Genomic DNA, 13,909 nt, shown 5'->3' with positions numbered 1-13,909 from the left:
CCCTGCCAGAGATATATGTAACAGATTATTACAAAACCCTTGTCTCGTTGACAAAGATAGTGAACATTAACCGCCGCTAAACATCTTATAACAACGCAAAAGGATGCCAATTCGCGCATTCACTTTTGTCTCTCCCGCCATTTATGGTCGGTAGTGAAAAACAGAGGTCCCCGTGTCAACAGCAAACAACAGTCAACAACCACCCAATAGTGAGCAACCTGAAAGCATCAGTATGAATGCGTTCAAGCAACCGAAAGCGTTTTACCTGATCTTCTCTATAGAGCTTTGGGAGCGCTTTGGTTATTACGGCCTGCAAGGGATCATGGCCGTCTATCTGGTAAAAATGCTCGGGATGAGCGAAGCCGATTCCATCACCTTGTTCTCATCCTTCAGTGCACTGGTCTATGGCTTTGTGGCCATCGGTGGCTGGTTAGGCGATAAAGTGCTCGGTGCTAAACGTGTTATTGTGCTCGGCGCATTAACGCTGGCTGTCGGTTATGCCATGATTGCTTATTCCGGTCATGATATTTTCTGGGTCTATCTGGGTATGGCAACCATTGCGGTCGGTAATGGTTTGTTCAAAGCCAACCCATCTTCTCTGCTGTCAACATGCTATAACAAAGATGATCCGCGTTTGGACGGTGCATTCACCATGTACTATATGTCCGTCAATATCGGTTCATTCTTCTCTATGCTGGCAACCCCATGGTTAGCCGCGAAATATGGCTGGAGCGTCGCATTCTCACTGAGCGTAGTGGGTATGTTGATTACGCTGGTGAACTTCTGGTTCTGCCGTAAATGGGTGAAAAACCAAGGTTCTAAACCTGACTTTGCGCCACTACAAGTTAAAAAACTGCTGATGGTGCTGGTGGGTGTGGTTGCACTGGTCACGCTGTCGAGTTGGTTGCTGCATAACCAGATAGTTGCACGTTGGGCGTTGGCGTTGGTATCTCTGGGTATCATCTGTATCTTTGCCAAAGAGACCTTCTCTCTGCATGGCACTGCCCGCCGCCGAATGATTGTTGCATTCTTACTGATGCTGGAAGCGGTGGTGTTCTTTGTACTGTATAGCCAAATGCCAACGTCGCTGAACTTCTTTGCTATCCATAACGTGGAACATTCAATCTTTGGTATTACCTTCGAACCTGAACAATATCAGGCGCTGAACCCGTTCTGGATCATGGTAGCCAGCCCAATACTGGCGGCTATCTATAATAAGATGGGTGACCGCCTGCCAATGCCACACAAGTTTGCGTTCGGTATGGTGCTCTGCTCAGCGGCCTTCCTGGTGCTACCATGGGGTGCCAGCTTCGCCAACGAACATGGCATTGTGTCCGTTAACTGGTTGATCCTGAGCTACGCATTGCAAAGTATCGGTGAGTTGATGATTTCGGGCCTGGGCCTGGCGATGGTTGCGCAGTTGGTACCTCAGCGCTTGATGGGCTTCATCATGGGTTCATGGTTCCTGACGACGGCAGCGGCGGCCCTCATTGCCGGTAAAGTGGCAACATTAACCGCTGTGCCAAGTGATATTACTGATGCCCATGCATCACTGGCAATCTATAGCCATGTATTTATGCAAATTGGTATTGTCACTGCCATTATCGCAGTATTGATGATGCTCACTGCACCAAAACTGTATCGCATGACTCTCGCGCCAACAGAGAGTAATAAAGCGACCCCAGTAACCGCCGCATAATTGCCCGGCAGGATAAAGCTCGCGTTCTGGGCGCTTTATCCTGCCAACTCCCACGTAAAACTCAGGCAGCCTGTCGTTTGGATACAATAAGTCCTAAATTCAATACTTATTTATCAGACCATACAGCCAACTGATAACCATCCGGGTCGGTAAAGTGAAAACGTCGCCCACCGGGGAAAGCAAAGGTAGCCAGCACAATGGTAGCCCCTGCCTCTGTTAACCGTTTTTGCGTCTGTTCAAGATCATCAGCATACAGAATGATTAACGGCCCGCCATTGGGCTGAACGTCACTCAGGGTGGTGAAGCCGCCGGTCAGTCGGCCATCGGTAAACTCACAATATCCTGGGCCATAGTCAGTAAAGCGCCAATTGAATACCTTGCCATAGAAATCCTTCGAGCGAGCAATATCACTGACGGCAAATTCTATGTTGTCGATTCTACTATCATTTCCCTGAATACCCATAAACGGCTCCTGTTTAAAATACCTGATTAATTCACTGATTCATCTTAAACATTTACTGAGATGATGAATATCACTCGCCTTATCAGTGATAACTTCATCACATTATTTGTGAGCAAAAAATAAACTATACTGATAACAGACCGCACAGCGTTAACCCCATTTTGAGCGATATCAGAATGAAACCCGTCTGTTATTTGCGGTCAATAACCGGCAAGGAGGTGATTTATGATAAACCATGTCTGGGGGCTTCTGACCCACCCTAGTCAGGAATTGCAGCAAATTAAACGCGAGGGGGAAAGTGTCCGCCATCTGTATGCCCACCACGTTCTGTTAATGGCTGCTATTCCAGTGATTTGTGCGTTTATCGGCACCACTCAAGTGGGCTGGAACTTTGGCGATGGTCAGGTCATAAAGCTGGCTCCCCTTACCGCTATCTATTCTGCCATCATTTTCTATGTTCTGATTTTGGCCGCCGTCGCACTCATGGGCCGAGTAATTTATTGGATGGCCCGCCGCTATGAGAGCCGGCCCAGTTGGCAAAGTTGTACCCTGTTCGCCGGTTATGCCGCAACGCCAATGTTTTTAGCTGGCGTTGTCGCCCTCTACCCGATTATCTGGTTGTGCTTACTGGTTGGAATCATTGCACTCTGCTATGCCGGCTACCTGATGTATCTGGGGATCCCCACTTTCTTAAATATTGACCGACAAGAAGGTTTTATCTTCTCAGGTTCCACCTTTGCCATCGGCGTATTGGTATTAGAATTACTCCTTGGTCTTACGGTACTGTTGTGGGGTTACGGTTCACGGCTATTGTGACTCCCAAACCGCCTCTTGTTTACACCGCTCGCTGTAGCAGTTACGCCGAGCGGTGGCTGTACTGCATTGGATCTCGCTTGACTAATGCCGCTATCAGGCTTTTATAGTGATTAATGTCGTCCAGATCGCAATCTCTTACATCCACACGCAGGATAAGGTTGTACACTGAGTAAGACTGATGCAAACAAGGCGAAAAAAATGAAAAGGCTGACATTAAAAGAAATGACCGAAAGTGAGCAACGTGACGTCAAAACGCAACTCGACAGAGCCAGAATAAATTTAGGAAGGGCTTTAACCAACTCAGAACAAAATAAAGTAAGAGAAGAAGCAATAGATAAAATCATGAACGCTCGGGAACAAGTCGCCAAGTTAACCCGCGTAGAAAGAAAAACCAAAAAAACCGCACCAAGCACCACCACTTTTAGCTGGTCCGCATCGATCAGCACTCGTCCACCACGGTAACTGATTTCCACTGCCTAGTAATAATTGGCAGGGATTACCTACAGCGGTGGATACTCACTGCTGTAGGACAACATTCTATTTCTATTTTTATTTTGTAACTGATTTTATTTCCCGCACAATTATATTACACCGCTAGCTGTATTTTTCCCTCGTCTGCCTTAGGATTAAGGAAGCTTTTTTCTTTCAGTGCTTGATTAAGGAGTTTGTGATGAAATTGTTCTATAAACCCGGTGCCTGCTCTCTGTCTCCACATATCGTATTACGTGAAGCGGGGTTAGACTTCAGTATTGAAAGTGTCGATCTGGCGACCAAGATAACTGAGACGGGTGAAGACTATTTAAGCATCAATCCAAAAGGACAGGTCCCCGCGTTGGTACTGGATGATGGCAGCCTGCTCACTGAGGGTGTTGCTATCGTGCAATATCTGGCTGATCTTGTGCCTGATCGCCACCTGATTGCCCCGGCAGGAACCCTTTCCCGCTATCATGCCATTGAATGGTTAAACTTCGTTGCGACTGAATTGCATAAGGGCTTCAGCCCACTGTTTAACCCAAAAACACCAGATGAATATAAAGTGATCGCCCGTGAGCGGTTGGATAAACAATTCAGTTATGTAGACAGCGTATTAGCACAACATGATTATCTATTAGGTAAGAAATTCAGCGTAGCTGATGCCTATTTATTTACTGTCACTCGCTGGGCTAATGCCCTGAAACTTGATATTACGCAGCGCAGTAATTTGGATAAATATATGGCACGCGTGGCTGAACGGCCAGCCGTTAAAGCCGCGTTAGCAGCAGAAGACGTTAAGAAATAAGCTAGTTGATTAATTAGAGTGCCCCTGCATTAAGGGGCACTGTATAGCAGGGGTTATAACTTGATGGCAGAGAATTTACTGACAGGGTTAACAATTCCATCCTGAGCGGCCACAACCTGAAGTTCATACTCACCCATCGCCTGCGTTTTCAGCATCACTTCATAGACTGCGGCAGTAACATGTTCCAATGCCTTATCCAGTACTTCACCTTTCAGCAGGTTTACCAGCAATAAACCACTGGTTAAATCACCGACACCAACCGGTTGGCGGGTACCAAAGTCCACCAGCGGGCGGCTGATATGCCATGCTTCATCCGCCGTAACTAATAACATTTCAAAGCAGTCAGCATGATACCCGGCGCGGCTTAGGTGCTTCACTAACACAACTTTTGGCCCTTGCGCACAAAGCTCACGAGCAACCTTAACGGCCTGTTCGACATTTTCAACCCGCACACCACTAAGCTGCTCCAGTTCAAGCAGGTTCGGCGCAATGATATCGCTGGCAGGTAAGGCTTCTTTACAAAAGAACTCAGCGACCCCAGGAGCGACGATACAACCTTTCTCTGGATGCCCCATGACGGGATCACAAAAATACCAGGCATTAGGGTTAGCTTGTTTTACGCGCGCAACCGCCGCCAGAATATGGCTACCTTGCTCAGGTGAACCAATATAACCGCTTAATACCGCATCACAATCTTTCAACCGATCGATATCGGCAATGCCTTGTACAATCTCAGTCAAATGGTTGGCAGGCATCACACAACCGGTCCAGTGACCGTATTGCGTATGGTTCGAAAACTGGACAGTATTCAATGGCCAAACATTGACCCCCATTCGGCGCATAGGAAATTCAGCAGCACTATTACCCGCATGGCCAAAAACAACGTGAGACTGAATCGAAAGTATATTTTTCATTGGAACGGCCTAAAGTTAAGGGCACCCATGCCCACTTTGTAATACAGTGCTGACCGGAATAAAGCATCAGCTAACAAAACATTAGCCAAAAAATAAGGGACATTTCTGCCCCTTATTTTATTTCATTCTTACAACCAGCTAATCAGGCAATAATGTTTTTTGCCACGACGCAATAAGGTATAGCGCCCAAACAGACGATCAGCATCGGTAAAGGTGTATTCTGGGTCTGCTTGCTTTTCACCATTAATGGCGACAGCATTAGAACCAATCATAGTACGCGCCTGCCCACGAGAAGGAACCAGCTCAGCATTAACCAATGCCTGTTGTAAATCAGCATCGCGACTCAGTTCAATTGTTGGCATGCCATCTTGTGCCAACTGGGCAAAGTCAGCTTCGGTCATCTCATTTAGATCACCGGAGAATAAGCTGGCAGTAATACGTTTTGCAGCAGCAAGGCCTTCTGCACCATGTACCATCCCAGTGACATTTTCGGCCAGAACGTATTGCGCCCGTGGCGCTTTACCACTATTTTTATCTTCGTCTTCCAGCGCGTTAATCTCTTCCATGCTCATGAAAGTAAAGAATTTCAGGAAGCGATAAACATCGGCATCTGCGGTATTAATCCAGAACTGGTAGAATTTATAAGGGCTGGTTTTCTTCGGATCCAGCCATACCGCGCCACCTTCGGTTTTACCAAATTTAGTACCGTCGGCTTTGGTAATTAATGGCACGGTCAGGCCATAAACTTGCTGCTGATGGAGGCGGCGTGTTAAATCAATACCCGAGGTAATATTACCCCATTGATCAGAGCCGCCGATTTGCAGAGCCACACCGTGAGCTTTATTCAGGCAAGCGAAGTCATAAGCCTGTAGCAGGTTATATGAAAACTCAGTAAACGAAATACCGCTGTCATCGCGATTGAGGCGCTGTTTAACGGCTTCTTTATTGATCATCTGATTAACAGAGAAGTGCTTGCCAATATCCCGCAGGAAGGTCAGCACATTCATACCACCAAACCAATCGTAGTTGTTGGCCGCAATAGCACTGTTTTCACCACAATCAAAATCAAGGAATGGCGAAACCTGCCGGCGGATTTTCTCAACCCATTCGTTCACCGTATCTTCAGTATTCAGCTTGCGTTCGCTGGCTTTGAAACTTGGATCACCAATCATACCGGTAGCGCCACCGACCAGCGCCACGGGGCGATGCCCTGCCAGTTGGAAACGCTTCAGGCATAACAACGGAACCAGATGACCCAAATGCAAGCTGTCTGCGGTAGGATCGAAACCGCAATACAGTGAAATTGGCCCTTGCGCCAGTCTCTCTGCTAACGCGTCTTCATCCGTAACCTGGGCAACGAGGCCCCGCTCTTGCAATTGTTTAATCAGGTTGCTGCTGGTCATCAACGACTCCATTGTTTTTCACAAAAATTGTCTTTTACAAAAAATTATCTTTTACGAGGAAAAGAGGATTTATACCCAAAGAACATGGCGTTTCAGCCAGGCAGCAAGCGAATAAATCCCGATGAGCTTATCAAATAAGAAATAAGCGATTCGGGTGAAAAATCTGCTTGCAGTGGCCTCGCAGATGCGAGGCTCAGGGGTGGGCTGAGTAGCGAAAATAGCAAACACCCCTGCGGCTTCAAGTACGAAGGGTATAGAATAAAGCGCCCGTCACACGAGCGCTAGGCTTAACCACAATTATTTCATCGTTCTCAAGGGGCTAAACGGTCAATTTTCCATGCATCTGCTTGCCGTTGATAAATAAAACGGTCATGCAAGCGATGCTCTCCGCCCTGCCAGAACTCAACAGAATCAAATTTAACGCGGAATCCCCCCCAGAAACTGGGCAATGGCACGTCACCATGCTGGAACTTTTGCTTTAACTCGAGGAATTTACTTTCTAACACACCACGGGCAGAAATACGCGATGATTGCTGGGAGACCCAGGCACCAATCTGGCTATCTTTCGGGCGGGAACTGAAATACTTCAGCACTTCAAGGGTTGAAAGCCGCTCTGCGGTACCGAGGAAGATGACTTGCCGGTCTAACATATGCCAGGGAAATAACAGGCTGATATGTGGATTTTCCGCCAGTTGCTGCGCTTTTCGGCTACCTAAATTGGTATAGAACACCATGCCCTGATCATCATAATGCTTCAGTAGCACAATGCGCTGATAAGGTTGACCGCTGGCATCCACCGTTGCCACACACATTGCCGTCGGGTCAGGCAACCGAGCCTCACAGGCTTGTTTTAACCAACGCTCAAATAAATCCAGCGGGTTCTCGGTTAAATCACTGCGACGCAAACCGCCGCGAATATATTCGCGACGCAAATCTGCAACATCAAATTCATTTTTGTCAGTCATATAAGCTCTGTAACGCGCAGGAAAGCAGTGATCATTATTCTGCCCTCGCAGCGCAAGAATCACAATCACTCAGAGCGGACAACAGCCTGATTACTTGATCAAAACACAGTCATTGATAATGACTTTTTCATCACGCTCAACAAAAGCACTATTTCCTTTCGACCAGAAGCTATAATGGCCGTCGCTATATTTAGTACCGGAAGCCGCACGCACCTGAGGTAAGGTCAACTGTTTGCCATCTAACACCAAATTGACTTTATCTTGTCGGTTGTCCTGCATAACCGTCAGACGGGTGGTACCACACTGATAATGCAGCGTTTCACTTTTGGGCTGAACCAGACTGCATCCTGCCAACATCAATACTGCTGTTACGCCAAATACTGAAGTTGCAACAAATAAATGTTTCATTGTGTCGTCCTCGTTGATGGAATAAGGCACCGTACCCTATGGCAGCTTAACACCCTCAGCGTGACGATACAGGATAGACTGCTCCTAAAATGGTTTCGCAACTGGCTCCGGTCACTGATGGCAAATTACCCGGTTTACCTGACAACGTCCGAAATGCCAGCCAGGCAAACGCCAGTGCTTCCATATCATCGCCACTCACGCCAAAATCATCAGTCACACACACCTCCGTCCCCGGTAGCAAGGTTGACATCCGTGACATCACCAAAGGGTTACGCGCCCCGCCGCCACACACCAGCAGCCGCTCACAGCCCCCCGCTAACTGAACCTGCTCAGCGATTGATACCGCGGTTAACTCAGCCAACGTTGCCTGAATATCTTCCGCTTTCAGCCCCGGCACTTTAGCCAGTTGTTTATCCAACCACCCGGCATTGAAATATTCGCGCCCGGTACTTTTCGGCGCTGGCTTGGCGAAATAGGGATCACTGAACATCAGCTCAAGTAGCGGCTGATTAACCTGCCCCGACAATGCCCAGCACGCATCTTTATCATAAGGTAAGGCACGGTTACGCCAGATCCAGGCATCCATCAACATATTCCCCGGCCCGGTATCAAACCCCCGCACCGGCAAATCGGGTAACAGCATAGATAAATTAGCAATGCCACCAATGTTAAGAATCATGCGCCGTTCTGTAGCATGGGCTAACAATGCATGATGGAACGCAGGTACCAAAGGCGCACCTTGCCCGCCATAAGCCATATCACGGCGGCGGAAATCCCCAACAGTAGCAATTTTTGTCAGTGCAGCAATGCGGTTGTTATCACCTAATTGCATTGTAAACGCCGGTTCACCGAGCGGTTCATGCCACACAGTCTGCCCGTGGCAACCGATGGCAGTAATGTCCTGTGCGCTAAGGCCTTCTTTCGCCAGTAACCCCTGCACCGCTTGTGCAAACAAGATACCCAATTGGGCATCAAGCTTACCCACTGCGGACAAGGTCGTAGTCTGGCCCTGACACATGCCGAGGATATCTTTTTTCAACTGTAACGGCATTGGGTGACTATAGCTGGCCTGCTGGGCCACCATGCGCTCATCAATGGCAGCTAATACGACATCAACCCCATCCAGGCTGGTTCCTGACATCACTCCAATAAAACGGCCTGATTTCATAGCAATGACCTTATTCCCCATTAAAGGACAACATAGCAATAAGACTTTCCGCGAGCCAAGTCAGAATAAAAAATTAACACCCTGAAAAGATATACTTTTTTAAGTGTATACCGCTATAGGAGCCTGTCCTAAACTCGGTTTTTTATTTGTAGGAAAGGTCACATAAAAGTCGCTACTACTTACATTTTAATTTATCGCAACGATAATTCTTACTTTAAGAAAATTAAACTGCCGTTTAATATTGGTTGAAGTATAAAACGCTAAGCTTCGTACCCATTGATGACGGTCGAAAAATTAAGCAGATAGTTAAAAATAAGTAAGTAGTGAAATAAACATTTGGGTAAGCCATACTTTGTACAAATACCGGCCCGGAGCAAATACGGGCCATCAATGGACTGGATTGGGATATCCCTGGCATACTGAACCGTAATGCGGTTGTGCATCTTTAATAGGAGTTTTTATGATCAAGCCACTAATCGCCGTTGCTATTGCTGCGGTTACTCTGACAGGTTGTGCCAATAATAGCACCCTGTCTGGTGATGTATTCAGCGCATCTGAAGCCCGACAAGTGCAAACCGTGACTTACGGTACCTTACTGTCAGTACGCCCAGTAACTATTCAGGGTGGCGATGAGAACAATGTTATGGGTGCCATTGGCGGGGCTGTCTTGGGTGGTTTCCTTGGGAATACTGTTGGCGGTGGTACCGGTCGTAGTCTGGCGACAGCCGCAGGTGCGGTTGCTGGTGGTATGGCGGGGCAAGGTGTTCAGGGCGCAATGAACCGTACCGACGGCGTACAACTTGAAGTCCGTAAAGATGACGGTACAACCATCTTGGTGGTGCAAAAACAAGGCCCAACCCGCTTTAGCGTCGGCCAGCGTGTAATGCTAGCCAGCAACGGCAGCACAGTGACTGTTAGCCCACGTTAATAACGCTGCACTTATTGTTTTTATGTAAAAGCCAGAGTTCGTGATGAACTCTGGCTTTTTATTACTACAAATGTCTTTCTGCTGTGAATAGAGTCGTAAATCTTTATTATTACTTGCTTTGTAATTGGATAATATTTCTCTCAAGCTTATCAATCAGACCCGACAGTAATTCAATCTCGTCTGTTGAAATCCCCCCAAGAATTTCTTTGCGGGTGGAACATATGACTCCATCAACCTGCTCTATTATCGGTGAAGACTGCTCCGTCAGTTTTATCCTCTTCGCACGGCGATCATTTGCGCAGGTATGCCGTGTGATTAACCCTTTCTCCTCCAGTTGATCTAAGGTTCTAACCAATGATGGTTGTTCGATACCAATCGCTTTTGCCAGTTGAATTTGTGACTGTTCTGGCGGTAGACGATTAATGTTATGCAAGGTAACCCAATGCGTTTGAGTCAACTCCAGCGGCTTCAACCGATGGTCGATAAGTGCGCGCCAAACGCGAACTAATCGTGCTAAATCAGATCCTAATGTCGATTCCAATTGCCCCTCCTTTTAATTAGCGTGCTAGCATAACTCCCAGAGTCCCGTCTATTTTGGGTAATTAACATTAAAAACACAAATGTATATATACCGTCGATGCTAGGGTAATAGCAATAAATACGGCGAATAGTTTAGCAAAAATGATGTTTTTGCTAAAAATACCTATAAAGGATTAACCTTATGTATGTATCAGTGTTACCCGTAAATACACCGCTTACAGACTTGGTTTTAGGTGCCTCAATCTATTTTCCACCGCTGTTTAAGGCCGTTATGCTAGGTTTGGTGTTTTGGCTATTGATCCATCATGTCCTACGGAATTGGATCTACTCTGGTGACATCTGGCATCCAATATTAATGGATCTATCAATTTTTGTCATTGCGGTCAGCGTTTCTTTATGGATATTAGCCAGTTGGTAAATTGATATGAATCATCAGTCTCTTAAATATTTCTCCTCTGTCATTATATTCGCTCTCGCACTTTGTGCTGGGTGGTGGATGTGGAACTATTACATGCAATCACCCTGGACCCGCGATGGTAAAGTTCGGGCTGAATTGGTCAGCATTACCCCAGAAGTGTCGGGCCGACTGGTTCAAATAGTAGTTCATGATAACCAGTTGGTAAGCTCGGGTAACTTATTATTTGTGATTGACCCACAGCCCTATCAACTGGCATTGGATAACGCCCAAGCCGCTTTGGTCAAGGCACAGGCTGATTTGGCCAAAGCGAATCATGAAGCAGAACGCCGCCGTAATTTACCCAAAAATATTATTTCTGGTGAAGATCTCGACATTGCTAACTTAACTGCAGATAGCATGAAAGCGGCCTATCAGGGAGCGCTGGTGAATGTCGAGCAAGCAAAATGGAACCTCAGTAAGACCCGTATTTATGCCCCTACTAATGGCTATATAACCAACTTACAAACACGGGTGGGCAACTATGCAACCGCGGGCATTCCATTAGTCGCGCTAATAGATACCCATTCATTCTATGTAATGGGTTATTTCGAAGAAACCAAGCTGAAACATATTAGAGAAGGTAATGAAGCCAAAATCGTCTTGTACAATGGCAACATTCCTTTACGCGGTGTGGTAGAGAGTATTGGTCGCGCTATTTATGATCAAAGCGTTGATAGCAGCACCGACTTATTGGTGGATGTAAAACCTAATGTTCCTTGGGTACGGCTGGCACAACGGGTGCCGGTGAGAATCAAACTGTTAGATGTCCCGGCGGATGTCACGCTTATTGCGGGCACTACCTGTACGATTTCACTGGTTGACTAAGTAATGCGCATCTCCTTTCCCTTGTGGCAACAAACCCCGTGGGGTAAAGCTAATGCCGGTCAGTGGCGCTATGCGTTGCGTAACTCACTGGCAATGTGCTTATCCCTGTGGATTGCCTTTGCGTTGAATTTAGATGAGCCGTACTGGGCGATGACCTCCGCAGCGGTGGTGAGTTTCCCCACCGTCGGCGGTGTCATCAGCAAGAGTATTGGCCGGATCATCGGTAGCTTACTGGGGGCGGCGGCATCAGTGATAATTGCTGGCCATTGCCTGAATGACCCCTGGCTGTTTACCTTGGTAATCGCCGCTTGGATTGGTTGGTGTACTTTTGTCTCCAACCACTATCAAAACAATGTTTCTTATGCATTTGCGTTAGCCGGTTATACCACTGCTATTATTGCCTTTTCGACAGTCAACACCGCGGGCACACAACAGATTTTTGATATTGCACAGGCGCGAGTCTGTGAAGTGATTACGGGGATTTTGTGTGGTGGCCTGATGATGATGCTGCTGCCGAGCACGTCCGACGGCGAAGCGCTACTGACCTCACTGCGCCGCATGCAGTCCCGCTTACTGGAACATGCCGAGTTATTGTGGCAAACCGATCATAACCCACAACTGCGCGCATCACATGAAGGATTGATTGGCCAGATTCTGACCATGAATTTATTGCGGATCCAAGCGTTTTGGAGCCATTATCGTTTGCGGCGACAAAATAATGTATTGAATTTTATTTTGCATCGTCAATTGCGTATAACCAGCGTGATTACCAGCCTACGGCGCATGTTAGTTAACTGGCCAACTCCGCCAGAAAATCTGATGCCGGTACTATCACAGTTGCTCCAGGCACTACAGCAGCCCGATTGCGATAAATATCAGTTAGCCAAAATACTGCAACAAATCGCCCCACACGATGAATTTGACTATCGGCACCGTGCCTTTTGGTTACGATTACAGCATTTTTGTTGGTTATATTTGCAAGTCAATCGCTGGCTGGCTCAGTTAGATAAAGAACCCACCACCGGCCTCCAGCCACCACCGTCGGTAACCGCACTGGCTCGCCATACCGATAGCTATGAGGCGGCTTATAACGGGCTGCGCACCTTCGTGTGTATTGTTATCGGCTGCGCATTTTGGATAAATACGCAGTGGAGTTCTGGCAGTGCTGCTCTGGCATTGGCGGCAGTGAGTTGCGTGCTTTACTCCGCAACTCCATCACCAACAGACAGCATTGCTACACTAATGAAAGCCATTGTTTTGCTTTCTATCGGCTGCTTTATTCTTAAATTTGGCGTGATGGTGCAAATTGATGATTTCTGGCAGTTTGCGGTGCTGCTCTTCCCCATTTTACTCACCATGCAAATGATGAAGCTACAGCATCCAACTTATGCTTCATTGTGGGGCCAATTAATTGTATTTATGGGTTCTTTCCTGAGTGTGACCAACCCGCCAAGCTATGATTATCAAGAGTTCCTTAATGACAATATTGGTAAATTAGTCGGTGTAATGTTAGCAGGTGTTGCGTTTCAGCTATTGCGCCCCAGTTCTGACAAACGCAAAAGTCGACGTATCATTCGGATGCTACGGCGTGATTTTATTGACCAAATCAGTAGCCATCCGCAGCAAAGTCAGAATCAATTTGAATCACTGATTTACCATCGCGTTAGCCAACTCAATCTCAGTAAAGATCAAGCTGCTCGCCTGTGGCTGCTGCGTTGGGGGATGGTATTGCTCAATTGCAGCCACGTGGTCTGGCAATTACGTGATTGGCAAACCACCTCTGCGCCATTATCAGCGGTGCGAGATGTTTGTATTCACTGCCTGAAGGGGTGTATGACCGAAAAAGGTGTGCAACCCCAATCGTTGCTCGCGACGTTACAGGAGTTACAGCGGATGAGTGCGATTTTGGCTCAATACCCCGATGCTTCTGGGCGGGAACTGGCAGGGCTGATTTGGCGATTATATTGCTCACTGACACAACTGCAATTGGCACCACCTGCCGAGGAAAACAAAACTGCGCCAGCCTGAGCTTTGCTGGCGCAAA

15 protein-coding genes are annotated in these 13,909 nt (G+C 47.2%); 8 read left to right on the top strand and 7 right to left on the bottom strand.

Annotation, left to right across the window (positions count from 1 at the left end; all coding sequences use genetic code 11):
- The first annotated feature begins 172 nt into the window (after window positions 1-172).
- The gene (dtpA, locus tag EL015_RS10225) at window positions 173-1,699 is read left to right on the top strand and encodes a dipeptide/tripeptide permease DtpA (protein WP_005184450.1); all 1,527 of its coding nucleotides are present in this window, start codon (window positions 173-175) and stop codon (window positions 1,697-1,699) included.
- A 106-nt stretch (window positions 1,700-1,805) separates the two neighbouring features.
- On the opposite strand, the gene EL015_RS10220 is transcribed toward dtpA, so the two are convergent.
- Complete coding sequence (locus EL015_RS10220; RefSeq protein WP_005184453.1) at window positions 1,806-2,162, bottom strand: VOC family protein; 357 nt, start codon at window positions 2,160-2,162, stop codon at window positions 1,806-1,808.
- A 225-nt stretch (window positions 2,163-2,387) separates the two neighbouring features.
- Here EL015_RS10220 and EL015_RS10215 point away from each other — a divergent pair, with 225 nt between their 5' ends.
- The 3 genes from EL015_RS10215 (at window position 2,388) to gstA (ending at window position 4,257) form a co-directional block, all read left to right on the top strand.
- Window positions 2,388-2,978 (top strand): Yip1 family protein, encoded by a 591-nt coding sequence (locus tag EL015_RS10215; protein ID WP_005184456.1) that lies wholly within the window; start codon window positions 2,388-2,390, stop codon window positions 2,976-2,978.
- A 198-nt stretch (window positions 2,979-3,176) separates the two neighbouring features.
- A complete protein-coding gene (locus EL015_RS10210; protein ID WP_005184457.1) occupies window positions 3,177-3,440 on the top strand; it encodes a YjbD family protein in 264 nt (87 codons plus the stop codon).
- 208 nt (window positions 3,441-3,648) lie between these two features.
- Window positions 3,649-4,257, top strand: a complete 609-nt coding sequence (gstA, locus tag EL015_RS10205; protein ID WP_005184459.1) for a glutathione transferase GstA — start codon at window positions 3,649-3,651, stop codon at window positions 4,255-4,257.
- 53 nt (window positions 4,258-4,310) lie between these two features.
- Here the strand turns inward: gstA and pdxY are convergent, their stop codons facing one another.
- The 5 genes from pdxY to anmK form a co-directional block, all read right to left on the bottom strand.
- Window positions 4,311-5,171: a pyridoxal kinase PdxY gene (gene pdxY, locus EL015_RS10200; protein ID WP_005184461.1), complete on the bottom strand. Its 861-nt coding sequence runs from the start codon at window positions 5,169-5,171 to the stop codon at window positions 4,311-4,313.
- A gap of 128 nt (window positions 5,172-5,299) precedes the next feature.
- A complete protein-coding gene (gene tyrS, locus EL015_RS10195; RefSeq protein WP_032906088.1) occupies window positions 5,300-6,574 on the bottom strand; it encodes a tyrosine--tRNA ligase in 1,275 nt (424 codons plus the stop codon).
- A 311-nt stretch (window positions 6,575-6,885) separates the two neighbouring features.
- Complete coding sequence (pdxH, locus tag EL015_RS10190) at window positions 6,886-7,539, bottom strand: pyridoxamine 5'-phosphate oxidase (RefSeq protein WP_005184465.1); 654 nt, start codon at window positions 7,537-7,539, stop codon at window positions 6,886-6,888.
- A 90-nt stretch (window positions 7,540-7,629) separates the two neighbouring features.
- The gene (locus EL015_RS10185; protein WP_005184466.1) at window positions 7,630-7,947 is read right to left on the bottom strand and encodes an MliC family protein; all 318 of its coding nucleotides are present in this window, start codon (window positions 7,945-7,947) and stop codon (window positions 7,630-7,632) included.
- A 55-nt stretch (window positions 7,948-8,002) separates the two neighbouring features.
- A complete protein-coding gene (anmK, locus tag EL015_RS10180; RefSeq protein WP_005184467.1) occupies window positions 8,003-9,115 on the bottom strand; it encodes an anhydro-N-acetylmuramic acid kinase in 1,113 nt (370 codons plus the stop codon).
- A 460-nt stretch (window positions 9,116-9,575) separates the two neighbouring features.
- Between anmK and EL015_RS10175 the strand changes: the two genes are divergently transcribed.
- Entirely contained in the window at window positions 9,576-10,043 is a 468-nt protein-coding gene (locus EL015_RS10175; RefSeq protein ID WP_005184468.1) for an outer membrane lipoprotein, read from the top strand.
- Between the two features lie 109 nt (window positions 10,044-10,152).
- Here EL015_RS10175 and rovA read toward each other — a convergent pair whose 3' ends face one another.
- The gene (gene rovA, locus EL015_RS10170; protein WP_032906089.1) at window positions 10,153-10,584 is read right to left on the bottom strand and encodes a virulence master transcriptional regulator RovA; all 432 of its coding nucleotides are present in this window, start codon (window positions 10,582-10,584) and stop codon (window positions 10,153-10,155) included.
- 180 nt (window positions 10,585-10,764) lie between these two features.
- Between rovA and EL015_RS10165 the strand changes: the two genes are divergently transcribed.
- The 3 genes from EL015_RS10165 to EL015_RS10155 are packed head-to-tail and all read left to right on the top strand — an operon-like array spanning window position 10,765 to window position 13,893.
- Window positions 10,765-11,001, top strand: coding sequence for a DUF1656 domain-containing protein (locus tag EL015_RS10165; RefSeq protein WP_032906090.1), 237 nt, complete (start codon window positions 10,765-10,767; stop codon window positions 10,999-11,001).
- A 6-nt stretch (window positions 11,002-11,007) separates the two neighbouring features.
- Complete coding sequence (locus EL015_RS10160; protein ID WP_032906091.1) at window positions 11,008-11,865, top strand: efflux RND transporter periplasmic adaptor subunit; 858 nt, start codon at window positions 11,008-11,010, stop codon at window positions 11,863-11,865.
- Between the two features lie 3 nt (window positions 11,866-11,868).
- Window positions 11,869-13,893, top strand: coding sequence for an FUSC family protein (locus EL015_RS10155; RefSeq protein WP_005184471.1), 2,025 nt, complete (start codon window positions 11,869-11,871; stop codon window positions 13,891-13,893).
- Window positions 13,894-13,909: the final 16 nt, after the last annotated feature.

The sequence above is a fragment of the Yersinia intermedia genome (assembly GCF_900635455.1).
In the GTDB taxonomy this organism is placed as follows: Bacteria; Pseudomonadota; Gammaproteobacteria; order Enterobacterales; family Enterobacteriaceae; genus Yersinia; species Yersinia intermedia.
This window is presented reverse-complemented; position numbering and strand designations above follow the sequence as displayed.